24 protein-coding genes are annotated in these 22,340 nt (G+C 67.3%); 7 read left to right on the top strand and 17 right to left on the bottom strand.

Annotated elements, in window-relative coordinates:
• Window positions 1-15: 15 nt before the first annotated feature.
• On the bottom strand, window positions 16-693 hold the full coding sequence (locus WKW79_RS28665; protein WP_340338636.1) for a YbhB/YbcL family Raf kinase inhibitor-like protein: 678 nt from the start codon (window positions 691-693) through the stop codon (window positions 16-18).
• Between the two features lie 107 nt (window positions 694-800).
• On the opposite strand from WKW79_RS28665, the gene WKW79_RS28660 reads away from it, so the two are divergent.
• The 3 genes from WKW79_RS28660 to WKW79_RS28650 are packed head-to-tail and all read left to right on the top strand — an operon-like array spanning window position 801 to window position 1,976.
• Complete coding sequence (locus WKW79_RS28660; protein WP_340338635.1) at window positions 801-1,052, top strand: GlsB/YeaQ/YmgE family stress response membrane protein; 252 nt, start codon at window positions 801-803, stop codon at window positions 1,050-1,052.
• 56 nt (window positions 1,053-1,108) lie between these two features.
• On the top strand, window positions 1,109-1,627 hold the full coding sequence (locus WKW79_RS28655; protein ID WP_340338634.1) for a hypothetical protein: 519 nt from the start codon (window positions 1,109-1,111) through the stop codon (window positions 1,625-1,627).
• A 25-nt stretch (window positions 1,628-1,652) separates the two neighbouring features.
• Window positions 1,653-1,976 (top strand): hypothetical protein, encoded by a 324-nt coding sequence (locus tag WKW79_RS28650; RefSeq protein ID WP_340338720.1) that lies wholly within the window; start codon window positions 1,653-1,655, stop codon window positions 1,974-1,976.
• 13 nt (window positions 1,977-1,989) lie between these two features.
• On the opposite strand, the gene WKW79_RS28645 is transcribed toward WKW79_RS28650, so the two are convergent.
• Window positions 1,990-2,457 carry a winged helix-turn-helix transcriptional regulator gene (locus tag WKW79_RS28645; protein ID WP_340338633.1) on the bottom strand — a complete coding sequence of 156 codons (468 nt, stop codon included), beginning with the start codon at window positions 2,455-2,457 and terminating at the stop codon, window positions 1,990-1,992.
• Here WKW79_RS28645 and WKW79_RS28640 point away from each other — a divergent pair.
• The 3 genes from WKW79_RS28640 to WKW79_RS28630 all read left to right on the top strand — a co-directional run bounded on the left by WKW79_RS28640 (window position 2,396) and on the right by WKW79_RS28630 (window position 5,680).
• Window positions 2,396-3,889, top strand: coding sequence for a D-amino acid dehydrogenase (locus tag WKW79_RS28640; protein ID WP_340338632.1), 1,494 nt, complete (start codon window positions 2,396-2,398; stop codon window positions 3,887-3,889). The two genes, WKW79_RS28645 and WKW79_RS28640, sit on opposite strands and share 62 nt — an antisense overlap.
• Before the next feature lie 313 nt (window positions 3,890-4,202).
• Window positions 4,203-5,372, top strand: coding sequence for an ABC transporter substrate-binding protein (locus WKW79_RS28635; protein ID WP_340338631.1), 1,170 nt, complete (start codon window positions 4,203-4,205; stop codon window positions 5,370-5,372).
• A gap of 26 nt (window positions 5,373-5,398) precedes the next feature.
• Window positions 5,399-5,680: a DUF4124 domain-containing protein gene (locus WKW79_RS28630; protein ID WP_340338630.1), complete on the top strand. Its 282-nt coding sequence runs from the start codon at window positions 5,399-5,401 to the stop codon at window positions 5,678-5,680.
• Window positions 5,681-5,747: 67 nt separating this feature from the next.
• Here the strand turns inward: WKW79_RS28630 and WKW79_RS28625 are convergent, their stop codons facing one another.
• From WKW79_RS28625 to WKW79_RS28565, 13 genes are all read right to left on the bottom strand, one after another.
• Complete coding sequence (locus WKW79_RS28625; RefSeq protein WP_340338629.1) at window positions 5,748-7,130, bottom strand: L-serine ammonia-lyase; 1,383 nt, start codon at window positions 7,128-7,130, stop codon at window positions 5,748-5,750.
• A gap of 45 nt (window positions 7,131-7,175) precedes the next feature.
• Window positions 7,176-7,850 (bottom strand): histidine phosphatase family protein, encoded by a 675-nt coding sequence (locus WKW79_RS28620; protein WP_340338628.1) that lies wholly within the window; start codon window positions 7,848-7,850, stop codon window positions 7,176-7,178.
• Window positions 7,851-8,115: 265 nt separating this feature from the next.
• A complete protein-coding gene (locus tag WKW79_RS28615; protein ID WP_340338627.1) occupies window positions 8,116-9,090 on the bottom strand; it encodes a threonine dehydratase in 975 nt (324 codons plus the stop codon).
• Entirely contained in the window at window positions 9,087-9,719 is a 633-nt protein-coding gene (locus WKW79_RS28610; protein ID WP_340338626.1) for a LysE family translocator, read from the bottom strand. The genes WKW79_RS28615 and WKW79_RS28610 overlap by 4 nt, the downstream gene beginning before the upstream one ends.
• Before the next feature lie 2 nt (window positions 9,720-9,721).
• Window positions 9,722-10,429 (bottom strand): VOC family protein, encoded by a 708-nt coding sequence (locus WKW79_RS28605; protein ID WP_340338625.1) that lies wholly within the window; start codon window positions 10,427-10,429, stop codon window positions 9,722-9,724.
• Window positions 10,430-10,433: 4 nt separating this feature from the next.
• Window positions 10,434-11,339 carry a PhzF family phenazine biosynthesis protein gene (locus WKW79_RS28600; RefSeq protein ID WP_340338624.1) on the bottom strand — a complete coding sequence of 302 codons (906 nt, stop codon included), beginning with the start codon at window positions 11,337-11,339 and terminating at the stop codon, window positions 10,434-10,436.
• A 5-nt stretch (window positions 11,340-11,344) separates the two neighbouring features.
• The gene (locus tag WKW79_RS28595; RefSeq protein ID WP_340338623.1) at window positions 11,345-11,992 is read right to left on the bottom strand and encodes a glutathione S-transferase family protein; all 648 of its coding nucleotides are present in this window, start codon (window positions 11,990-11,992) and stop codon (window positions 11,345-11,347) included.
• A 29-nt stretch (window positions 11,993-12,021) separates the two neighbouring features.
• Window positions 12,022-12,654: a LysE family translocator gene (locus WKW79_RS28590; RefSeq protein ID WP_340338622.1), complete on the bottom strand. Its 633-nt coding sequence runs from the start codon at window positions 12,652-12,654 to the stop codon at window positions 12,022-12,024.
• A 15-nt stretch (window positions 12,655-12,669) separates the two neighbouring features.
• Entirely contained in the window at window positions 12,670-13,302 is a 633-nt protein-coding gene (locus tag WKW79_RS28585; protein ID WP_340338621.1) for a DJ-1/PfpI family protein, read from the bottom strand.
• Between the two features lie 22 nt (window positions 13,303-13,324).
• A complete protein-coding gene (locus tag WKW79_RS28580) occupies window positions 13,325-14,551 on the bottom strand; it encodes an aminotransferase-like domain-containing protein (protein WP_340338620.1) in 1,227 nt (408 codons plus the stop codon).
• Between the two features lie 28 nt (window positions 14,552-14,579).
• Window positions 14,580-15,188: a LysE family translocator gene (locus WKW79_RS28575; RefSeq protein WP_340338619.1), complete on the bottom strand. Its 609-nt coding sequence runs from the start codon at window positions 15,186-15,188 to the stop codon at window positions 14,580-14,582.
• A complete protein-coding gene (locus WKW79_RS28570) occupies window positions 15,185-16,120 on the bottom strand; it encodes a DMT family transporter (RefSeq protein ID WP_340338618.1) in 936 nt (311 codons plus the stop codon). Before WKW79_RS28570 ends, WKW79_RS28575 begins: the two co-directional genes overlap by 4 nt.
• Window positions 16,117-16,716 carry a LysE family translocator gene (locus WKW79_RS28565; RefSeq protein WP_340338617.1) on the bottom strand — a complete coding sequence of 200 codons (600 nt, stop codon included), beginning with the start codon at window positions 16,714-16,716 and terminating at the stop codon, window positions 16,117-16,119. Before WKW79_RS28565 ends, WKW79_RS28570 begins: the two co-directional genes overlap by 4 nt.
• Before the next feature lie 103 nt (window positions 16,717-16,819).
• Between WKW79_RS28565 and WKW79_RS28560 the strand changes: the two genes are divergently transcribed.
• Complete coding sequence (locus tag WKW79_RS28560; protein WP_340338616.1) at window positions 16,820-18,238, top strand: aminotransferase-like domain-containing protein; 1,419 nt, start codon at window positions 16,820-16,822, stop codon at window positions 18,236-18,238.
• Window positions 18,239-18,250: 12 nt separating this feature from the next.
• Here the strand turns inward: WKW79_RS28560 and WKW79_RS28555 are convergent, their stop codons facing one another.
• Both WKW79_RS28555 and WKW79_RS28550 read right to left on the bottom strand, forming a co-directional pair.
• Window positions 18,251-19,966, bottom strand: a complete 1,716-nt coding sequence (locus tag WKW79_RS28555) for a phospholipase D family protein (RefSeq protein WP_340338615.1) — start codon at window positions 19,964-19,966, stop codon at window positions 18,251-18,253.
• A gap of 78 nt (window positions 19,967-20,044) precedes the next feature.
• Window positions 20,045-21,943 (bottom strand): ATP-binding cassette domain-containing protein, encoded by a 1,899-nt coding sequence (locus WKW79_RS28550; RefSeq protein WP_340338614.1) that lies wholly within the window; start codon window positions 21,941-21,943, stop codon window positions 20,045-20,047.
• Between the last annotated feature and the right edge of the window lie 397 nt (window positions 21,944-22,340).

Genomic DNA, 22,340 nt, shown 5'->3' with positions numbered 1-22,340 from the left:
CGCGGCCGGCAGGTTTCAGCCTGCCAGTTGCGTGACGCCGGACACGGTCTCCGCCAGCGGATCCTGGATCGACGTGTCCGCCCGCTCGCAAGTGCCGATCAGCAACCCGCTCGCGATGGCGCGCTCGCGCAGGCGTTCGATCACTTCGTCGCGGCCCGGCGTGTCCGAGAACGCCTCGCCGTCGCGCAGCGCGAACACCTGGAACGCGTAGCGATGCACCCCATGCCCGGGGGGAGGATCGGGTGGCAGCCACGCCGCCTGCAGGTACGAATTGCGCCCGACGTGCAAGCCCACGCCGGCCACGTCGGCGCTGGGCATCGCGGCCTCGGCGATCACACCGTCCGCCACGGGCAGGTCGACCACGATCGCGTGAACCAGCGGATGGGGTGTCGGCGAATCGGCATCCTCCACCAGCAGCACCGCGGCCATGGCTTCCGGCGGCAGGCCGCGCCAAGCCAGCGGCGGTGAGCAGCCTTCGCCGTCCGCGGTGTAGCGCGCGGGGATCGGCGCGTGGTCGGCAAAGGCCAGGCTGCTGACTTCGATGGTGGCCATGCCGGTCCGCAGGCCCAGCGTGTTGAAGACGATCTGGTCCAGGCCGGCGCGGACGTCATGCAAGGCCTGGCCGATGGCATCGGGGAGTTTTTCGAGCATGCGCCGTTGTAGCGCCGCCTGGCGCGACAGGGTGTAGGACACGCTCGCCGCCGCGCGCCTTTCCGTGACGTTGAGCGCCGGCGCGGCTTATCATGATCCGCGCCGCTGGCGGCACCGTCGAACCCTCCACCTTTGCTCAAGGGAATGCCATGCTTTCACTCATCGGGACCATCATCATCGGTTTCATTGCAGGGCTGATCGCGCGTGCGCTCAAGCCGGGCGACGACTCCGCCGGCTTCATCTTCACCACGGTGATCGGCATTGCCGGCGCGCTGATCGCCAGCTACCTCGGTCGGGCATTGGGCTGGTACGGCCCGAACGAGGCGGCAGGATTCATCATGTCGGTGGTGGGCGCGATCGTGCTGCTTTTCGTGTGGGGCATGATCAAGCGCAAAAGCTGAGAATGTCGGGTTCCCGGCACGTCGCCGGGGCATGACAGCCTGTCAAGGAGCACACCATGGGACTGCTGGACATCCTTCAACAAGTGATGTCGGGTGCGGGCAGCGGCGCCAATGCCGCGAATGCCGAGACGCATTTCGACCAGGTGACGCAACATGCTTCGCAAGACCAGCTCGGGGCCGGCCTCGCGGCGGCGATGCGTTCCGACCAGACCCCGCCCTTCGGCAACATGGTCGGCCAGATGTTCGGCAATTCCTCGCCGAACCAGAAGGCCGGTGTGCTGAACCAGATCCTGGCCACGCTCGGCCCGGCCGCGGCCGCCGCGATCGCCGGTGGTGCGCTGGGCCGCGTGCTGCAACCCGGCCAGACCCAGGTCACGCCCGACCAGGCTTCGCAGTTGTCGCCGGCGCAGGTCACCGAGATCGCGGCCCATGCCGAGCAGGCGCATCCGGGCGTGGTCGACCAGGTGAGCCAGTTCTATGCCGAGCATTCGGGCCTGATCAAGACGCTGGGCGGCGCCGCCTTGATGGTGGCGCTGGCGAAGATGAAAGAGCACGCCAGCGACAACCGGGGCTGAGCGCGCGAGCGCCGGGGAGGGAGTCCTGGGCAAGCCCCGCTATCACGTGTACGTCGTCGAACTGGACGACCCCGTCTGGAAAAGCGCGCGCTTCCGCCGCGCCAACCCGGACTACCTGCTCGGCAAGCCCTTCGTCTACGTGGGCATGACCGGGCTCGATCCGGACATCCGCTTCGACAAGCACAAGGCCGGCATCCAGGCCAACGTGTTCGTGCGCGACCACGGCCTGCGGCTGCTGCCCGCGCTGTACGAGCGCTACAACCCGATGAAGCGCGACGAGGCGGCGCTGATGGAGGTCGAGCTGGGCATCCGATTGCGTTCGCTCGGCTACGGCGTGTGGCAGGCCTGATCTCGATCGAGCGCTACCTGTCCGTCCGCACCGCCAGGCTCTCCTTCACCTCCTCCATCACCACATAGCTGTGCGACTGCGCCGTCACCGGCAGCTTCTTGAGCACATCCCCCAGCAGGCTGCGGTACTCGTCCATGCCGCCGAGCCGGGCCTTCACGAGGTAGTCGAAGCTGCCTGAGACAAGATGGCATTCCTGCACGTCCGGCACGTGCAGCAACTCCTCGCGCACCTTGTCGAACACCTCCGCGGATTTCGACGACAGCGTGATCTCGACGAACACCAGCAGCGACTTCCCCAGCGCTTGCGGGGAGACGCGTGCGTGGTAGCCAGTGATGACGCCGGCGCGTTCCATGCGCTTCACGCGCTCGGAGCAGGGCGATGTGGACAGCCCGATCTGCTGCGCCAGGTCGGTCATCGAAATGCGCCCGTCGCGCTGGAGGATGTCGAGGATCTTGCGGTCCATGCGGTCGAGTTCGGTCATTTCACTTCCAGCGGGTCAAAACGGGGGTGGGCGGCAGCAATATTCACTGCAAGGCCAACAAACTTCAATCAAATCCACGGATGCAGGCCGCATAAATTATCCGAATTCCTCACCACATTCGGAATCAGCAATGAAAGTCATTGTTCTTGGCGGCGGCGTCATCGGTGTCAGCACGGCGTACTACCTGGCCCGCTCGGGCGCGAGCGTCACGGTGCTCGACCGCCAGGCTGGCCCGGCGCTGGAAACCAGCTTTGCCAATGCCGGCCAGGTGTCCCCCGGCTACTCGACGCCATGGGCCGCGCCCGGCATCCCGCTCAAGGCGATGAAGTGGATGTTCCAGAAGCATGCCCCGCTTGCGGTCCGGCTCGACGGCAGCCTGTTCCAGCTGCAGTGGATGGCGCAGATGCTGCGCAACTGCTCGCCCGAGCGCTATGCCGTGAACAAGGAACGGATGATGCGCGTGGCCGAATACAGCCGCGCCTGCCTGCAGCAACTGCGCGCCGACACCGGCATCGAGTACGAGCAGCGCACCGGCGGCACGCTGCAACTGTTCCGCACGCAGGCCCAGCTCGACGCCGTGCAGCGCGACGTCGCCGTGCTGAAGGAATGCAACGTCCCCTTCGAACTGCTGACCCGTGACCAGTTGGGCCAGGTGGAACCCAGCCTGGCACAGGCCCGCGATCGGCTCACCGGCGGCCTGCGCCTGCCGAACGACGAAACCGGCGACTGCCATCGCTTCACCAACGCCCTTTACGAACTGGCACACGGCTTGGGCGTGGACTTCCGCTTCAATCAGTCGGTGGACGGCCTGGTCACCGAGGGTGGCCGCGTCACCGGCGTGCGCGTCGATGGCCAGGTGTTGACCGCCGACCGCTTCGTGCTCGCCTTCGGCAGCTACTCGCGCGATTTCCTGACGCCGCTGGGCCTCGACTTGCCGGTCTACCCGGTGAAGGGCTATTCGCTGACCGTGCCGCTGGTCGATCCGGCCTTCGCGCCCCAATCGACCGTGCTCGACGAAACCTACAAGATTGCCGTCACCCGCTTCGACAACCGCATCCGCGTGGGCGGCATGGCCGAACTCGGCGGCTTCGACCTGCGACTCGACCCGCGCCGCCGCGCCACCCTGGAACTCGTGGTCAACGACCTGTTCCCCGGTGGCGACGTCAAGCGCGCGTCTTTCTGGACCGGCCTGCGCCCCATGACGCCGGACAGCACGCCGATCATCGGCGCCACGAAATTCGGCAACCTGTTCCTCAACACCGGCCACGGCACGCTGGGCTGGACCATGGCCTGCGGCTCGGGCAAGCTGGTCGCCGACATGGTGACCGGGCAGCGGCCGGAGATCAGCACGGAGGGATTGGCGATCGACCGTTACACGCGTCCTCGCGCAGGCGCGCGCGGCATGCGCTCGCCTTCGCCTGCGACCGCCTGAAATAGGCTCACCCCCGAAGCGCCTCCGGCGCCGGGGCGGCCGCCGGAGGCTGCTGCTCTTGCGGTCCGTCAAAGCCTGCGCAGGCAGGCTTGGAGCCGCGGCCCTCAGCCCTCAAGGGGGCGCACCCAGCGGCCCGGCAAAGCCGGATCCGCGGGTGCCCACGAAAGACTCTGCGCTCCGAGGCCCGGCCAACCGCTCGAAGCGTGCTGAACTGCACGTTTGCTTTCGCCGTTACATGCGCCAGGCTTTGGACATAGGCCGAGTGGACATCCTATGATTCACCTTTGTAAATTATTGTTGCAAAGGTCTCTCAATGTCTCATCAGGCGACGCGCAGACGATTCACCCAGGCAGCCGGCGCCTGGGCGCTGCTGGGGCTGACTGGCCCTTTGCACGCGCAAAGCACAGGCGCCAAGCGGGGCACGCCATCCGGCAAACTGATCGTCGGCCAGTCCATCCCCATGACGGGTGCGGCCAGTGAGATCGGCATGGCATTCGCCGGGGGCGCCAAGCTCTTCGTGGGCGGATACAACGACCGCGCCGCCGCGGCCGGTGGCACCACGATCGAATTGCGCCAGCTTGACGACGGCTACAGCGCCGACAAGGCCGGCGCCAATGCCAACAAGCTGCTTGCGGAGGGCGCGGACGTGCTGTTCGGCTTCGTCGGCACGGCCAGCGCCGAGGCCGGCGCCTCGCTCGCGCAGAAGCAGGGCGCCCCCTTCTTCGCGCCCTTTGCCGCAGCCGACTCGCTGCGCGACAGGAACCACGGCAACGTCTTTCACGTCCGTCCCAGCATGGCCGACGAGGCCTACGCGATGCTGCGCCAGTGCGACACGCTGGGCCAGAAGCGCATCGCGGTGGTGGTCGACGATGACGCCATGGGTCGCGCCGCCCTGCAAGCGTTGCAGGACGCCGCGGTCGAACTCAAGCTGGCCGCGCCGGTAGCTGTGGCCAAAGTGACATCGGGCGACACCAAGGTCTCCGAGGCCGTGGCCACCGTGATGAAGTCGCAGCCGCAGGCGGTCATCCAGGCCTCGCTGTCGCAGACCACCGCCGCCTTCGTGCGCGAGATGCGCAAGGCCGGCTACGGCAGCGCACTGATGACCTTCTCCGTCGTCGGCATCGACCCGCTTTACACCGCGCTCGGCAAGGAAATCCGCGGCGTGATCATTTCGCAGGTGGTCCCGGCCCCTCGCGACAACAGCCGCACGCCCATCGTCAAGGAATACCTCGCCGCGCTGGCCGACTCCGACCAGACCGCATCGTATGAAGGCCTCGAAGGCTTCATCGCCGCCAAGTCGCTGGCCGAGGCCGTGCGCCGCGCCGGGCCGGCACCCACGCGCGCCGTCCTGCAGAAGGCCATGGCGGGCATGAACGACTACGACGTCGGCGGTTTTCGCGTGAACCTGCGCCCGCCGCTGCACGACACGGCCCGCACGGTCGACCTGGTCTACATCACGGCCGAAGGCCGGGTGTTGCGTTGAACGATTTCCCGAAAAGGAGCCAACTCGTGAATCTGCATTCCACCCCTGTCCTGGCCGTGCTGCTCGCGCTGGCCGCCGCCCCCGCGATGGCGGGCGTTCATCGCTGCATCGATGCCGAAGGCAAGATTTCCTTCTCCGACACCGTCTGCAACGGCGTGCGCGCCGAGAAATCCTTCAGCGCGGTGAATTCCGCCAAGGGCTGGAAAGAGGAGGTCTACCGGCCGACGACTTCGGGCGCGCGGCAGGACGTGAGCCCGGTCTCGGTGCAGACGCCTCCGCGCGCCGCGGGTGTGATCAAGACGAAATAGCGGTTTCGGCGGCCTGACGCGAATGAGTGGGGGCCGCGGACCTGCCGCGCCGTGAACCCGTCCGGGATCAGCACTCCACCACATTCACCGCCAGCCCACCCAGCGAAGTCTCCTTGTAGGTGGACTTCATGTCCTCCCCGGTCTGCTTCATGGTCTGGATCACCGCGTCGAGCGACACGTAGTGGCTGCCGTCGCCGCGCAGCGCCATGCGCGCCGCGTTGATGGCCTTGACCGCGCCCATCGCATTCCGTTCCACGCAGGGAATCTGCACCATGCCGCCGACCGGGTCGCAGGTCAGGCCGAGGTTGTGCTCCATGCCGATCTCGGCCGCGTTCTCGACCTGCGCCGGCGTGCCGCCCATCACGGCAGCCAGCGCACCGGCCGCCATCGAGCAGGCCACGCCGACCTCGCCCTGGCAGCCGACCTCGGCGCCGGAGATGGACGCGTTGGCCTTGTAGAGCATGCCGATCGCCGCCGCGGTGAGCAGGAAGTCGACGATGCCGTCGTCGCTGGCCGTTGGCACGAAGCGCGTGTAGTAATGCATCACGGCCGGCACCACGCCGGCGGCGCCGTTGGTCGGCGCGGTGACCACCCGGCCGCCGGCCGCGTTCTCCTCATTCACCGCCATGGCAAACGCGTTGACCCAGTCCATCGCCGCGAGTGGGTCGGCCGCGCCCTGATGCGCGATGAGCTCGCGATGCAGGTCGGGCGCACGGCGGCGCATGCGCAGCGGACCGGGCAACGGGGCGGTGGCCATCGGGTTGTCGATGCCGAAGCCGCGCTGGACGCACTGCTGCATCACGGCCCAGATGCGCAGCAGCCCGGCGCGCACCTTGGCCTCGGGACGCCAGGCGCATTCGTTGGCCATCATGAGCTGCGCGACCGACAGGCCGCTGGCACGGGTCTGGGCCATGAGCTCGTCGCCGGTGCGAAAGGCCCAGGGCCAGTCGCGCGCGACCTCGGGCACGGCATCCGGATGCGCACCGCCCTCGACCACGAAGCCGCCACCCACCGAGAAGTAGCAGCGTTGCGCCAAGGTCGAGCCGTCCGCCGCCGAGGCCGTGAAGCGCATCGCATTGGGATGTTCCGGCATCGATTCCTCGCCGAGGAAGGGAATGTCGCGCACCCGGTCGAAGGCGATCGCATGGCGGCCCAGCAGCAGCAACTGGCCCGACTTGCGCAAGGCCGTGAGCCGGGGCTGCACGCTGGCCGGGTCGACGGCGTCGGGCGTGTCGCCGAACAGGCCGAGGATCACGCCCTGGTCGGTCGCGTGTCCCGCGCCGGTGGCGCCCAATGAACCGAACAGCTCGCAACGCACATGGGCGGTCGCGGCCAGCAGGCCGTCGCGTTCCAGGCTGCTGGCGAACTGCTGCGCGGCGCGCATCGGGCCGACGGTGTGCGAGCTCGAAGGACCAATGCCGATCTTGAAGATGTCGAAGGCGGAAAGCATCCGCCGATCATGCGCCGAACCGCGCCTGCTGCGTCGCCTACTTCCTCAGGAGTAGGTGATCCAGTTCTCGTAGGCGGGACCGTCGAGGTGCGGCAGCGTGTTGTAGGTGACCAGCATGTGGCGCTTGGGCGTGAACGCGAACTCGGTGATCGAGGTGTTGCGGATGCGCAGGTTGAGCTCGATGGTGGTCTCGGCGCTGGTGCCCAGCACATGGCCGACGGCGGTCGAGATCGGTCCGCCGCTCGACACCACCAGCACTTTCGCGCCGTGATGCTTGTCGCGCACGTGGTCGAGCGCGTTGGTCACGCCGGCCAGGAAGTCGACGTAGCTGGGCATGCCGACCGGCTCGGTCTTGCCCTGCATCCATTGGGTGAGGCCGTCGCGCAGCAGGCGGAAGTGCGCGCGGTACAACTCGGGCGTGTCGGCCTTGGGCAGCGCGCCGGAGTGGATGGTGGCGACGACGGCCTCGCTGTCGTATTCGTTGAGGCCGGGCCAGGGCAGCACGTCCTGCTCGGTGAGGCCCAGCCCTTCGGCGATGCCTTCCCAGGTCTGCCGATGGCGCTTCAGCGTGCCGGTGATGACGGCGTCGAAGCGCATGCCGCGCTCGCGCCAGTATTCGCCGAGCCGCACGGACTGCTTGTGCCCCAGGGCGCTCAGGTTGTCGTAGTCGGCCGCGCCGAAGGAGGCTTGCCCATGGCGCACGAGGTAGAGGGTTCCCATGCGGTCGATTCTGGCAAAGGGCGGGCGGGGCGCTTGTCCCGGCTGCGACGAGTTCGCCAAGCGTCTTGCGACCCCCCAAAGAAAAAGCGGCCGCACGAGGCGGCCGCGAAGTCCGGCGGCTTTCTTCCAGGGAGGTAGAGAAAAAAACCAGGACTCGTTTTGACGCGAATCACTGTCCGGCAAGGACATTGTAGGGACTAGTTCGGATCTATAACTTAAGTCGTAGGTGAATTTGCCCGAGCCAAACAGTCGAATTTGACCGCATTCAAGGCGTCGTCTTGAGCACCTCGGCGAACAGTGTTGCATCGACATTGCCGCCGCTGACCGCGACGCCGACTGTCTTGCCGCGCCAGCGTTCGCGTTGCCGTATCGCGGCGGCCAAGGCTGCGGCGCCAGCGCCTTCGGCCACGTTGTGCGTGTCGGTGAAGAGGATGCGCATGGCGCTCGCGACCTCATCGTCCGTGACGGTGATCACCTCATCGGCCTCGCGGCGCAACACTTCCAACGCCTCGGGCACCGGCGACCGGCAGGCCATGCCGTCGGCCAGGCGCGTGCTCACCGGCGCATCGATTGCATGGCCTGCGATGTAGGAGTCGCGATAGGCGGTCGCATGTGCGGAGACCACCCCGACAAGCCGCGTCGTCACCTTGCAATGCGTGCGCGCCGCGGCTGCTGCAGCAAAGCCGGAGCCGAGGCCGATCGGCACGAACAGCACATCCGGCACATCACCGGCGCGCTTCACCGCCTCGAAGAACTCGACCCAGCATGTCGTGACGCCGCGCACCAGCTCGCGTGCGAAGGAAGGCACGCGATGCAGGCCATCGCGCTCGGCCAGCAGCGCCGCATGTTCGGTGGCGGCCTGAAAGTCGTCGCCATGCTCGACCAGCGTGACACCCAGTGCACGCATGGCCGCATTCTTTTCGACCGAATTGCCATGCGGCACGACGATGGTCGCGGCCAATCCGTGGCGCCGCGCCGCGAAGCCGATCGACTGGCCGTGATTGCCGCGCGTGGCGCTGATCACATGGCGCACCCCGGGCTGCTCGCGCACCAGCGATTCGACGTAGCAGAGGCCGCCGCGGATCTTGAAGGCGCCCACCGGCGTATGGTTCTCATGCTTGGCCCAGAGCGTGCAGCCGAGCCGCTCGCCAAGCAGCGGCCACACGTACTGCGGCGTCGGCGGCATGGCCGCGTAGACGGTGCGTTGCGCAGCCTCGATCTCCTCGCGCGTGAAGTTCATTTGCGCTCCGTGAGCGCGACGCGCACGGCCAGCGCGGCCAGCACGCTGCCCATCACATAGCGCTGCGCGCGCAGCCAGCCCGTGCTCTGCGACAGCACGGTGGTGATGGCCGCCGCGAAGACGATCATCATGCTGTTGACCAGGCCGCTGCCGAGGATCTGCACCGTGCCGAGCTGGGCGCTCTGCCACAGCACCGAGCCACGCTCCGGATGGATGAACTGCGGAAAGAAGGAGAGATAGAACATCGCCACCTTGGGGTTCAGCAGGTTGGTGATGAAGCCCATGCGGAACAGCTTGCCCGGCGGATCGGCCGGCAGCGAACGCGGCTCGAAGGGCGCCGTGCCGCCGGGCTTGACGGACTGCCAGGCCAGCCACAACAGGTAGGCCGCGCCGGCGAGACGGATTGCGTCGAAGGCCAGCGGCACCGCGAGCAGCACGGCGGTGAGCCCGAGCGCTGCCGCCACCAGGTGCACGAGGAAGGCCAGCATCACGCCGCCCAGCGAGATCAGCCCGGCGCGCCGTCCCTGCACCAGCGTGCGAGAGACGCAATAGATCATGTTCGGCCCCGGCGTGAGTGCGAGCAGCAGCGAGGCCAGTGCGAACCAGGCGAGTTCGTGGAGGGCGAGCATGTTCAGTGTCCTTTCGATTCGAGCGTGACGACGCCGCGCGGCGTGTTCAGGGTGGCGCAGAGGTTGGGTGGGCCTTGCTGCAAGGTCATCGCGTCGAAGCCGATGGCCTCGAGCGCGATGCGCAGGCTGTCGACACGCGGGTGCACGGCGGTCAGCCCGACGAGTTCGACGCCTGCATCCGGCATCGTGTCGACCGGGTGCACCGCGCCCCACTGGATCAGCGTCGGCAAGGCGCCATAGAACAGGCGCTGGCCGTCGTCGCGCACCGTGATGCGCCAGTCGAGCCGGCCGGCCGGCGTGTCGCGCGAGGCTTCGATCAGGTGGCCGCGGTCGATGTGCGAGGCCATGTGCGCCAGCGCATGCACCGTCTCCGCGGCGTTGGGCACGCGCGCGACGAGGTGGATGAGCTGCGGCCCGCCGCGCGACACCGCAAGCTGCAGCATCGGGTCGTCCAGGTCAAACCAGCGGTGCAGCTTGCCGGAGCGCGTCGGGCGGCGGCCGGGGTCGATGGCGATGATCTCGAGGTAGGCCAGAGGAAAGGCCGGCGATGCGACCTTGAGCAGCCGGTTGTGCGTGCCCATCAGCGGATGCACGCCGCCCGGTCCCGGCGTGACGCCCAGCGTCGCCTCGCACCACTGCACGCCTTCATCGAGCGTGCGCGCGGCGATCACGAGGTGATCGAGCTGGGCGGTCTTGCCGGTGCGACGCATGGCTTCAGAGCGTGACCGCTCCCTCGATGCACACGACCGTGTCGCCGCCGATCCAGAAGCGGCCTTCCTTGTCGCGTTCCACGCTCAGGCGCCCGTCGCGGCCCAGGCACTGGCCCTGGCCGACGAGGTAGCGTTCGGGCATATGGCCGTCGGTGATGAGCCACTGGGCCAGGCTCGCGTTGAGGCTGCCGGTGACCGGGTCTTCCTCGATGCCGGTGGCGGCCGCGAAGGCGCGCACCTCCAGGTCGACGGTGCCCTGCCCGCTGCCGCCGAAGGCCCGGGCCTCGCGGTTCGAGCGTGCGATCAGCTGCGAGGGGGAGGGCGCCTGCGCAATGGCCGCGACGCCGACCTTCATGCCGAGTTCCTTCAGCGCACGATGGTCCGGCGTGAGCGCCAGCACGCTGTCGATCTCGTCCAGCAGCAGGCCCAGCCAGTTCGTCCCGTTGTCCAGTTGCTGCGCGGCCAGGATCTGCGCCGCCTTGAGGCCCAGCGCGTGGGCGATCTTGGCCAGCATCGTCGGACTCGGCGCAGTGCGCTTCAACGGCGGTGCGGCAAAGGCCAGGCGCGCGCCGTCGCGGCGGATCGTGACCAGGCCTGTCACGCATTGCTGGACGATGAATTCCGAGGACTTCGGCTTGCCGCCGGCCTTGAGCCAGGCCCTGCAACTGCCGAGTGTCGGATGGCCGGCAAATGCCATCTCGCCACCGGGCGTGAAGATGCGGATGCGGTAGTCGGCGCCGGGCTCGGTCGGCGGCAGCAGGAAGGTGGTCTCCGACAGGTTGGTCCATTGCGCGAAGCGCTGGAACTCCGAATCGTCGAGTTCGCTGCCGTCGAGCACCACGGCGACCGGGTTGCCGCGATAAGGCACGGCGGTGAAGACATCGACTTGCTGGAAGGCACGGGCTTTCATCGGGGTCACTCCAATGCGAGGTCGAGCACGCCGCGCGCGGCGGAACGCGACCTCAGTTCACCGAACCAGCGCTCGACATTGGGCCAGGCCGGCCGCGTGTATTCGGTCGGCGGCAGTCCGAACCAGCGGTGCGCCTCGCAGCCCAACGGGATGTCGGCCATGGTGAAGCTTTCGCCGAGCATGAAGCGGCGCGTGGCCAGGTGCGCATCGAGAATTCCGAGCAGCCGCTCTGTGGCGTGGACCGAGGTCGCGATCACATCAGGGTTGCGGTCGGCCGGGGCCGTGCGCACCCATTGCACGAAGGCCGGCGCGCTGGCGCGGTTGAAGGTGGTCTGCTGCCAGTCCATCCAGCGCTCCGCATCGAAGCGCTCGGGCAACGGCTCCGGGTAGAGCGTGCCGGGCGCATAGCGCGCGCACAGGTAGCGCACGATCACGTTCGATTCCCACAGCTTCACATGCGAGGCGTCCTCGCCATCGCCGTCGTCGATGGCTGGCACCAGCGCATTCGGGTTGAGCGCGTGGTACTCGGGCGTCTGCACCACGCCGTACTTGCCGCCGGCCTCGGTGCGCTGGAAGTCCAGCCCCAGTTCCTGCGCGCACCAGACCACCTTGCGCACGTTGATCGATGTGATGCGGCCCCAGATGTTGAGCATGTTTGTCGGTTCTTTCGAGAGATGAAGGTTCAGCGGGCGGGGCGGTCGAGCAGCAGCAGGCGCATCGCGAGACCGAACATGACCGCCGCCAGCATGCGGCCAGGCCACGGGCTGGCTTTCGGTCCCCGCCGCAGCCAGCGCCCCACCTGCCCGCTGCAAGCGCCGAGCACAGTATTGAACAGCAAGGCGGCCAGCGCCAACACCACACCCAGCACCACCAGTTGCACCGCGACCGAACCGCGCGCCGGATCGACGAACTGCGGCAGGAACACCATGAAGAACAGCAGCGCCTTCGGATTGACGAGGTTGTTGAGCCAGGCCTGCCGCACGATGCGCCCGAAGCTGCCGGCGCGGTCGGATGCGTCAGGCAGCGCGGCGCCGTGGCGCAGCGCCTGCCACGCCAGCCACAGCAGGTACAGCGCGCCGAGCCAGCGCAGCAGGTCGAAGGCCGGTGCCCAGGCGGCCACCAACGCGGTGACACCGGTTGCTGCGCACAAGGTGTGCACCAGGTCGGCGGCCGAGATGCCGAGCGCCGCTGCGAATCCGCCACGCGGCCCGTGCGCCACGCCATGCGACAGCACGAACGCCATGTTCGGCCCCGGCGACGCGAACAGTGCCAGCAGCGCGACCCCGAACAAGCCCCAAGTCGCGAGGTCGATCATGCGAGCCGCCGCGCGTCAGGTGACCGCGAGATGCGCAGCGGGCGCGGTCGTCGGCAGGTAGGGTGTGATGTTGCGCAGCGTGCGCGCGACCCATTCGTCCTTTTCGCCGACCGGCGCAACGTAGTAAATGGCTGCTGCTGCCGCTTCGACGCCTTCGGCGCGCGCGATGAGCCAGGCCGCCAGGTAGGTCGAAGACAGGCAGCCGCCCGCCGTCGCCACGTTGCCCTGGGCAAAGAAAGGCTGCTCCAGCACCTGCACGCCCGCTTCCTGCACCCACGGCTTGGTCGTGAGGTCGGTGCAAGCCGGTACGGTGCCGAGCAGTCCCAGTTTCGCCAGCAGCAAGGTGCCCGAGCACTGCGCGCCGATCAACTGGCGCGAGGCGTCGAGCCGCAGCGCGGACATCACCGCCGCATCGGCCGCGATCTCGCGCGTGCACATGCCACTGCCAACGAGCACGGCATCAGCCGCGCAAGCGTCCGCCAGCGAGGTGCCGATCTGCACCGTGACGCCGTTCATCGAAGTGACCGACGGCGTCGGTGCGGCCAGTGTCACGCGCCAGCCCGGCTTCTTCACGCGGTTGAGGATACCCAGCGCGATGAACGAGTCGAGCTCGTTGAAGCCGTCGAAGGTGAGGATGGCGATGTGCATGGCGCGGTCCCTTGAAGCGCGATCAGCCGAGGGCGGGCGCGGGCTGGCCCTTGGCTTGCGCCGCCAGTTCCTCGCGCACCGCGGCGGCCAACGCAGCGATGGCCGTGTCGATCTCGTCCACATTGGCCGTCACGAAGGACAGGCGCATGGTGCGCGTGTCGCCCGGACCGGCATAGAAGGGCGCACCCGGCACGAAGGCCACGTTGCGTTCCACCGCGCGCGGCAGCAGCTTCACCGTGTCGATGCCTTCGGGCATGCGCGCCCAGAGGAACATGCCGCCCACGGGCACGTTGAACTGCACGTCCAGACCCTTCATCTCGCGCCGCAGGGCCGCGACCATCGCGTCGCGCTGGCGCTTGTAGAGCGCGCGGATCGTCGGCACGTGGCTGGCGAGGAAGTTGTCCTTCATCACCGCCGAGACCATGCGCTGCGTGAAGATAGGCGTGTGCAGGTCGACCGCCTGCTTGGCCTGCAGCAGCTTCGGATAGATCGCCTTCGGCGCCACCAGGAAGCCGAGGCGCAGGCCCGGCGCCAGCACCTTCGAGAAGGAGCCGAGGTAGATCACGCCGTCCGGATTGCGCGCGGCCAGCGGCAGCGGCGGGGCTTGGTCGAACCAGAGTTCGCCGTACGGGTTGTCTTCCACGATCGGCAGGCCGGCCTTGGCGGCGGCCTCCGACACCGCCTGGCGACGCGCCTCGGTCATGGTGCGGCCGGTCGGGTTCTGGAAGTTGGGCAGCAGGTAGACGAAGCGCGCCGCTTCCTGCGAAGCGTTGCCCGCCGCCTTGGCGACGAGGTCGTCGACCACCACGCCGTCGTCATCGCTGGCCACGCTCACCGGCACCGGCTCCATCGGCGCGAAAGCCTGCAGCGCGCCGAGGTAGGTCGGCGTCTCGACCAGCACGCGGCTGCCCGGATCGAGCAGCACCTTGGCGACCAGGTCCAGGCCCTGCTGCGAGCCGGTGGTGATCAGCACCTGCGCCGGATCGACGTTCCACGGCAGCATGTCGGCCACCGCCTGGCGCAGCGGGCCGTAGCCTTCGCTGGCGGCATATTGCAGCGCGGCCTGGCCGTCGGTGTGCAGCACGTGGGCACAGGCGTCGGCGAAGGCCTGGATCGGGAAAGTCTTGGGCGAGGGCAGGCCGCCGGCCAGGCTGATGATGCCGGGACGCTCGGTGACCTTCAGGATCTCGCGCAGCACCGAAGGATTCATCTTCTCGGCGCGGGTGGCCAGTTTCCAGGTGGTGGTCATGTTGTTCTCCGTTCGGTGATGTGTAGGGTCAATGGGTGAGCAAAGGGTAGAGCGAGGCGACCAGCGCAAGGGCCGCGACGGTGTTGAAGGCGCGCAGGAAGGCGGGTTGCTGCAGGTAGCGGCGCATGCTGCTGCCGAACAGCGCCCAGGAGCCGGTGCTTGGCATGTTGATGACCGCCATCACGCCCGTCAAGGCAAGAAGTTGCCATAGCGAGTGTTCGGCAGGGAGATAGGTGGTGATGGCACCCAGCGCCATCACCCAGGCCTTGGGATTCACCCACTGGAAGGCCGCTGCAGCGGTGAAGCCCATCGGCCGGACCTCGGTCGCACCGTCCTTTGCCGCATCGCTCGCGGGTCCGCTGCGAAAGATCTTCCAGGCCAGGTACAGCATGTAGGCGCCACCGGCGTAGCGCATGACCGTGTACAGCACCGGAAAGCGCTCGAACACCGCACCCAGGCCCAGGCCCATCAAGAGGACCATGAAGCAGAAGCCGACCGTGATCCCCACCATGTGCGGCACCGACCGGGCAAAGCCGAAGTTGACGCCCGACGCCAGCATCATCGTGTTGTTGGGGCCCGGCGTGATCGAACTCACCAGGGCGAAGAGGCTGAAGGCCAGCCAGGTTTCTGCGGTCATGCTGTTCCTCCTGCGGTAGCGGGCCGCGCGACGACGCGCGGTTGCGACAGCTTCTTGCCGACAACCACCGTCGCCACCACGGCCGCCGCGAAGGCCAGTGTCACGAGGTCGAGCTGTTCGCCCAGCAAGGGCACGGCCGCCAGGATCGAGAGGAATGGTTGCAGCAACTGGGTCTGGCTCACCCGCAGCGCGCCTCCGATCGCCAGCCCGCGATACCAGGCGAAGAAACCCATCCACATCGAGAACATGCCGACATACGCGAAGCCGACCCACGCCGAAGTCGCCACCGGCTGCTGCGGCCACAGCGCCAGCGTTGCCGGCAGACTGAAGGGCAGCGCCATCACGCAAACCCAGCAGATCACGCGCTCTGCGCCGAGCGACGGCGTGACCTGCGCGCCGAACACGTACCCGACGGACGCGCAAACCACCGCGCCGACCAGCATCAGGTCCGCCCATTCGAAGCTGAAGCCATGGCCGTGCTGGCTCGCCCGCAGCACCGAGAAGACCACCACCAGCGAGCTGCCAAGCACCGCGCATACCCAGAATCCCAAGCGCGCACGCTGGTGCAGCACCCACGCCGCCACGGCCGCCGTCGCCAGGGGCAACAGGGCGGTGATCACGGCCGCATGGCTTGCGGTGACCGTGCGCAGCGCGTAGCCCAGCAGCAGCGGAAAGCCGAGGCAATTGCCCAGCACCGCCATGCCCAAGGGCTTCCATTGGTGCCGCTGCGGCAAGGGCGGGCGCGTCGCCAGCAGGAAGGCCAGCGACAACAGCCCCGCCAAGGCCGCGCGGCCGACCGTCACGAACCACGGCGAAAGCTGCGGCGCCTCGGTCGTGCCCGTGGCCAGCCGCGTCATCGGCAGCGTCACCGCGAAGATCGCCACGCCCAGCACGCCGAGCCACATCCCCAGGGTCTCGTCCTTGAGCTTCATGTCTCGAACATCCAGTAGGCCGTCAACACCAGCACAGCCGCCATCGCGCGGTTGAACCAGAGCAGGCGCGTGCCATGCGCCAGCCACTGCCGCAGCAGCGCGCCGATAAACGCATAGAGGAAGTTGCTGGCAAAGGCATAGCCCAGCATCACCGGCGCCACGATCGCGAAGCGATGCAGCGCGTCGGGCCGGCCGGCGATCCATCCTGCCACCAGCGTGAGCGCCAGAAGCCAGGCCTTGATGTTCACGAACTGCAGCATCACGCCCTGGCCGAAACCGACATCGAGCTGCCGACCATCGGCCTGGCCCAGCGTCCCGCTGCCGCTCAGCTTGAACGCCAGCCACAGCAGATAGGCAATGCCCAGGCCCTTGATGGCCAGCCGGAGCATCGGCGCGGCCGTCACCAGCGCGCCGATGCCGGCCGCGCACAACGCGAGCAACAGCGTCCAGCCCACTGGCACCGCGATAATGAAGCGCATCGCGCGCGGCAAGCCGCCGTTGGCCGCGAGGGCAGTGGAAAGCGTGGTGTTGGGACCTGGCGAAAAACTCATTGCCGTGGCCAACACCAGCAGCGCAGTGAATTCTTGCCAGTTCATGGCACACACTCTAAACTGATGACCATTACAGTACCAGTACAGATGGTCGAACATGGGCTGCGTCTGTACTGGTTCGACCATCGACACAGATCCCAAGACGCGCATGCTGACGAGAACTTCCACACAGTCGTTGACAGAACAACTGGCCGGTCGCTTTGCCGAACGCATCCGGACGCGCCTGCTCGCGCCTGGCGCGCGCCTGCCCTCCGTGCGCGAATGTGCGCGGCAGCAGGGGGTGAGCCCGCACACGGTGGTCGCGGCGTACGACCAGTTGCTGGCCCAGGGGCTGGTCGAGGCGCGGCGTCAGCGCGGCTTCTATGTGCGGGATTCGGCGGTGGCGCAGCAGGAGGTTCGGGCGCCGGGCGCGGTGGTCAACACCCTCGCGATGCCCTTGCCGGCCAGCGGCGTGCCGGCCGACGCCAGCTCGCTGATCCGCGGCATGTTCCACCGCCAGAGCGACAAGCCGCAGCCCGGCATGGGCGTGTTCCCGCCGGACTGGATGGAGTCGACCTTCATGCCGACCTCGCTCCGCCGCCTGACCAGTACACGGGCGCTACAGGATCTGTCGCTGCAGTACGGCGAGCCGCTGGGCGATGCGGCGCTGCGCCGCAGCCTGTCGCAGAAACTGGTCAGCATCAACGTTCCAGCCGCGCCCGACCAGATCATCACCACCATCGGCGCCACGCATGCACTGGACATCGTGAGCCGCACACTGTTGCGCGCAGGCGATCCGGTGATGGTCGAGGAGCCCGGCTGGGCCATCGAGTTCGCGCGGCTGGAGTCGCTGGGCATGCGCATCCTGCCGGTGCCGCGCCGCGCCGACGGGCCGGACCTGGAGGTCATGGCCAAGTACTGCGAGGCCCACAGCCCGAAGCTGTTCGTGAGCGTGAGCGTGTTGCACAACCCGACCGGCTACAGCCTCTCGCCCGGCAGCGCGCACCGCGTGCTGCAACTGGCCAACAAGCACGACTTCCACATCGTCGAGGACGACACCTACAGCCACCTCGCGCCCGAGCATGCGACGCGGCTGTGTGCGCTGGATGGACTGCAGCGCACGATCTACGTGAGTGGCTTTGCCAAGATTCTCGCGCCGAACTGGCGCATCGGATTTCTCGCGGCGCCGCCGGGTTTGCTGGGCGGCCTGCTGGAGACCAAGCTGCTCGCGACGCTGACCACGCCCGCGTTGTTCGAACGCGCATTGGCCTGGTGCATCGACCAGGGCCAACTGCGCCGGCATGCGGATCGCATCCGCGTGCGACTCGATGGGGCCCGTGCGCGGACGGTGAAGCTGGCGCTGTCGCACGGCTGCACGTTCGTGTCGGAGCCGGCGGGGTTGTTCGGCTGGGTCGATACCGGCGTCGACACCGACGCGCTGACGCAGCGCATGCTCGACGAGGGCTACCTGCTGGCGCCCGGCTCGCTGTTCCACGCGCGGCGGCCGCCAAGTACCCTGATGCGGATCAACTTCGCGACGGCGCAGGATGCGGAGTTCTGGAAGGTGTTTGGGCGGGTGCGAGGGTGATCCGGCCGGCCCTCAAAGAATGCTGTCCGGCGCCAGTGGCCCCAGCACCTTGAGCATTAGCTTGAGACCCGCGCTGGCATCGGGCTCGGTCGTGGTGTCCTGGAGACCGCTGCCTTGCGGCGCGCGCCAGGTCAGCCGGCCATCGACCAGTTGCACATGCCATGCGCCCTCGCGCAGCGTCTTCTCGATCAACTCGGTCGTGTTTCCCGACAGCTTGCGGCTGCCGATCAACAACGCAACCTCGGTGTTCTGCTTCTGCGAGCGAAGGTCGAGGTTCATCGAGCCAACGACCAGCAGCCGGTTGTCCATCACCAGCACCTTCGAATGCAGCATCGCGCGCGAAGCGCCTGTCACTGAACCGCCCGATGAGCCGAACGCACTCCCGATGCCGGCCTGCTCGCTGCGCATCTCGTACAGGTCGATGCCCATCTTCAGCAGCCCCTCGCGATGCCGCGCATAGCCGACGTGCGCCACCGGCGCATCGTTCGACGCCAGCGAGTTGGTCAGCACACGCACGCGAACACCGCGCGCACGCGATGCCGCCAGCGCCTGCGTGATGTCCGGCCCGGGCACGAAGTAGGGCGAGATGATCAGCAGGTCGCTCTGCGCCTGCCCGACGAGCTGGAGCAGCCCCTCGACCAGCGTCTCGCTGCCCGCAGTCGTGTCGGCCGCATCCTCGACGGCCGCCTGACGCCCGCCTGGCGCCTTGGCCGCCGTCCGTTGCATGCCGCCGGGCTGCGTCACGACAAGCCCGGGTGCATTGCCGCGCGGCGTCGCGTTCGCACTGGCGGCCTCATCATTGCTGGCCGCAATCTTCCCGGGCTTGTCTGCCAGCATCGCCGCGGGTGCCCAAATGAACTCGGCGCCCTGCAGGTCGGCCGCCTTTTCATCCCACGCGACGGTGCGCCGGCTCTTCGCGGCCTTGGCGTCCTCCTCGGGCTTTTCCTTCGCGTCCGAACGCGCCTTGGCACGGATCGCCTCGAGTTCCTCGCGCTTGACCAATGCCTCCACGGGATAGGCGCGCTCGTTGTTCCAGTAGCTGTCGAAGCTTCGTGACAGGTCCTGCACGATCGGCCCCGCGGCCAGCACGTCGAGGTCCACGAAGTTGCCGTCTTCCCCGATGCCGAAATACGCGTCGCCGAGGTTGCGCCCGCCCGTCACGCCCAGCACGTTGTCGGCCAGGAAGAGCTTGTTGTGCATGCGCTGCTGGATGCGCTGCGGATCCTCGATCGAGTTGACCAGCCGTCCGAGTGTGGAGCTGCGCGCACCGGCGACCGGGTTGAACAGCCGTACCTCGATGTTCTTGTCGTAGGTCAACAGCAGCACCAGCGCGTCGCGCCCCGTGCTGTGAAAGTCATCGATGAGGATGCGCACCCGCACGCCGCGCGCTGCGGCCTCTCGCACTGCGGACATCAGTCGCCGAGTGCTGGCATCGGCATGGATGGCGTAGTACTGGAGGTCCAGCGTCTTCTGCGCGCCTTCCACCAGCGCGAGCCGGCTGCCATAGGCAGCCTGCGGACCGTCGAGAAGTTGAAAGCCGGAGTCGAAGCGCGCCTGCGCCGCGTCATGGCGTTGCTTCACCAGCGCCGCAAATGACGTCCCTGCCGGTGACACCAGCGCATGGGACACTGGGCGATCGACCTGGGTTGGAAGCTCTGCGCACCCGCCGGCCGTGAACAGGCCAATGGAAGCGGTGAAAGCGAGAAGCCAGCGCGGCGGACGGAACATGACATGCCAGTGGAAGTCGTTATGGCATGCGGTATAGCGCGCCGCACCGCCCCGACATGTCAGACAGACGCGCCGGCCTCAGCGGGCAGCGGCGCTCAATTCTTCCCAGCGCTCCAGCGCAGCCATCAACTCGTCGTCGATCCGGGCATGGCGCTCGCCGAGCTCCACAGCCCGGGAGGCCTCCGTCGAGTAGATCGCGCCACCGTCGCGCTCCAGCGTCTCGGAAATCTGCTTCTGCTCGTCTTCCAGTTCCGCAATCCGGCCTGGCAGGGCGTCGAGTTCGCGTTGCTCCTTGTAGCTGAGCTTCTTGCGCGTCGCCGCGCCCGTCGTGGCAGCCGGCGCCGCAACGGCAGCCGGCGCAGGTGCAGGCGCCGGAGCGGCGGCCGCACGTTGCGCGTTGATTTCCCGGGCCCGCTTCGACTGGATCAGCCAGTCCTGCACCCCGCCTTCGTACTCGCGCCAATAGCCGTCGCCCTCGAAGGCAATCGTGCTCGTCACCACGTTGTCCAGGAAGGTCCGGTCATGGCTGACGAGAAAAACCGTGCCGTCATAGTTCTGCAACAGGTCTTCCAGCAATTCCAGCGTATCGATGTCCAGATCGTTCGTCGGCTCGTCCAGCACCAGCACATTGGCCGGCCGCGCGAACAGGCGCGCCAGCAGCAAGCGGTTGCGCTCTCCGCCGCTCAGCGAGCGCACCGGCGAATTGGCACGCGCCGGCGAGAACAGGAAGTCGCTCAGGTAGCTCTTCACATGCTTGCGCTGCTTGCCGATCTCGATCCACTCGCTGCCCGGGCTGATGAAATCCTCCAGCGTCGCGTCCAGGTCCAGCTTCTCGCGCATCTGGTCGAAGTAAGCGACCTCGATATTGGTCCCGCGACGCACCTTGCCGCTGTCGGGCTCCAGGTCGCCCAGGATCAGCTTCAGTAGCGTTGTCTTTCCAGCGCCGTTCGGCCCCAGCAGCCCCACCTTGTCCCCACGCAGGATGGTGTTGCTGAAATCGCGCACCACCGTCTTGGCGCCGAAGGACTTGGATGCATGGGTCAGCTCCGCCACGATCTTGCCGCTCGACTGCCCCGAGACCACATCCATGTTGACGCTGCCCTGCACGTTGCGACGTGCCGCATGGCTGGCACGCAGCTCCTGCAAGCGGGTGATGCGACTCTGGCTGCGCGTACGGCGCGCTTCCACCCCCTTGCGGATCCAGATCTCTTCCTGGGCCAGCAGCTTGTCGGCCTTGGCATTGATCACCGCCTCCTGTGCCAGCTGCTCCTCTTTCTGTACGAGGTATTGCTCGAAGTTGCCGGGATAGGAATTCAACTTGCCCCGATCGAGCTCGATGATCCGGGTCGCCACGCGATTCAGGAAGCTCCGGTCATGCGTGATCGTCACCACGCTGCCCTTGAAATCGATCAGCAACTGCTCCAGCCATTCGATCGAATCGAGGTCCAGATGGTTGGTCGGCTCGTCCAGCAGCAGCACATCGGGCGCGGTCACGAGCGCCTGCGCCAGAGCCACCCGCTTGCGCGTGCCCCCGGAAAGCGATCCCACGCGCGCTTCCGGGTCCAGGTGCAGGCGATGCAGCGTCTCTTCTACCCGTTGCTCCCAGTTCCAGGCGTCGTAGGCCTCTATTTCAGACTGCAGCGCGTCCAGGTCCGCACCCTCCACGGCATTCAGATACATCTCGCGTGAAGCGATCACATGCGCCAGACCCTCGCTCGCCGCGTCAAAGACATTGGCCTCCATGTCCAGCGCAGGCTCCTGCGCCACATAGGCCACGCGCAGGTTCTGCTGCAGCTGCAAGGTGCCGTCGTCCGCCTTCTCCAGCCCCCCGAGAATCTTGAGCATCGAAGACTTGCCCGCGCCGTTACGCCCGATGAGGCCAATACGCTCTGATTCGAGCAAAGAGAAGTCCGCATGATCGAGCAGCGGGACGTGACCGAACGCGAGTTGCGCGTCGAGGAGTGTGATGAGTGCCATGTGGCAGGGATTATCCGGGGGAGCCTTCATACCCGCTGCCCTGACTCCCCTTTGCTACCGAGCACTCACCACGCAGGTGCCGATACGTCGGAAGCGGTCCCAGGCCGTAGCCTGCGGTTCGCTATCTCTGTGTCCACGTGAGTTGAGCGTCGCGTGTACAGTGCGCGTCGGCCCCGGTTCGCAGGGTGGCCGAATCGAAGAAACCTACTAGCCGGTACTTTTTTCGCAGCTTCGGTTGCAGGCGTCAAAAAACGGCATATACTCGTGGGCTCGACAGGAAACGCAGGAGCGTTTCGTCAGACAGGGCTCTTCGGGGTGGTTTGAAAAGTCGAGAAAAAAGTCCCTCGGACTTGACGAAGTTGTAAAAACTGAGTCATAATCGAAGGCTTCGCTGAAA

This window comes from Variovorax robiniae (assembly GCF_037889955.1).
GTDB lineage: Bacteria > Pseudomonadota > Gammaproteobacteria > Burkholderiales > Burkholderiaceae_C > Variovorax > Variovorax robiniae.
The sequence above is the reverse complement of the archived record's forward strand: the minus strand, read 5'-3'. Positions and strand labels throughout refer to the sequence as shown.

Coding starts and splice junctions, on each gene's coding strand:
- WKW79_RS28600 (WP_340338624.1), bottom strand. CDS start 11,339: ATGAAAGCCCGTGCCTTCCAGCAAGTCGATGTCTTCACCGCCGTGCCT.
- WKW79_RS28555 (WP_340338615.1), bottom strand. CDS start 19,966: ATGTTCCGTCCGCCGCGCTGGCTTCTCGCTTTCACCGCTTCCATTGGC.
- WKW79_RS28570 (WP_340338618.1), bottom strand. CDS start 16,120: ATGAAGCTCAAGGACGAGACCCTGGGGATGTGGCTCGGCGTGCTGGGC.
- WKW79_RS28605 (WP_340338625.1), bottom strand. CDS start 10,429: ATGCGTCGCACCGGCAAGACCGCCCAGCTCGATCACCTCGTGATCGCC.
- WKW79_RS28585 (WP_340338621.1), bottom strand. CDS start 13,302: ATGCACATCGCCATCCTCACCTTCGACGGCTTCAACGAGCTCGACTCG.
- WKW79_RS28620 (WP_340338628.1), bottom strand. CDS start 7,850: ATGGGAACCCTCTACCTCGTGCGCCATGGGCAAGCCTCCTTCGGCGCG.
- WKW79_RS28575 (WP_340338619.1), bottom strand. CDS start 15,188: ATGACCGCAGAAACCTGGCTGGCCTTCAGCCTCTTCGCCCTGGTGAGT.
- WKW79_RS28565 (WP_340338617.1), bottom strand. CDS start 16,716: ATGAACTGGCAAGAATTCACTGCGCTGCTGGTGTTGGCCACGGCAATG.
- WKW79_RS28660 (WP_340338635.1), top strand. CDS start 801: ATGCTTTCACTCATCGGGACCATCATCATCGGTTTCATTGCAGGGCTG.
- WKW79_RS28655 (WP_340338634.1), top strand. CDS start 1,109: ATGGGACTGCTGGACATCCTTCAACAAGTGATGTCGGGTGCGGGCAGC.
- WKW79_RS28550 (WP_340338614.1), bottom strand. CDS start 21,943: ATGGCACTCATCACACTCCTCGACGCGCAACTCGCGTTCGGTCACGTC.
- WKW79_RS28560 (WP_340338616.1), top strand. CDS start 16,820: ATGCTGACGAGAACTTCCACACAGTCGTTGACAGAACAACTGGCCGGT.
- WKW79_RS28610 (WP_340338626.1), bottom strand. CDS start 9,719: ATGCTCGCCCTCCACGAACTCGCCTGGTTCGCACTGGCCTCGCTGCTG.
- WKW79_RS28580 (WP_340338620.1), bottom strand. CDS start 14,551: ATGACCACCACCTGGAAACTGGCCACCCGCGCCGAGAAGATGAATCCT.
- WKW79_RS28640 (WP_340338632.1), top strand. CDS start 2,396: ATGCGCCCGTCGCGCTGGAGGATGTCGAGGATCTTGCGGTCCATGCGG.
- WKW79_RS28625 (WP_340338629.1), bottom strand. CDS start 7,130: ATGCTTTCCGCCTTCGACATCTTCAAGATCGGCATTGGTCCTTCGAGC.
- WKW79_RS28615 (WP_340338627.1), bottom strand. CDS start 9,090: ATGAACTTCACGCGCGAGGAGATCGAGGCTGCGCAACGCACCGTCTAC.
- WKW79_RS28635 (WP_340338631.1), top strand. CDS start 4,203: ATGTCTCATCAGGCGACGCGCAGACGATTCACCCAGGCAGCCGGCGCC.
- WKW79_RS28590 (WP_340338622.1), bottom strand. CDS start 12,654: ATGATCGACCTCGCGACTTGGGGCTTGTTCGGGGTCGCGCTGCTGGCA.
- WKW79_RS28645 (WP_340338633.1), bottom strand. CDS start 2,457: ATGACCGAACTCGACCGCATGGACCGCAAGATCCTCGACATCCTCCAG.
- WKW79_RS28595 (WP_340338623.1), bottom strand. CDS start 11,992: ATGCTCAACATCTGGGGCCGCATCACATCGATCAACGTGCGCAAGGTG.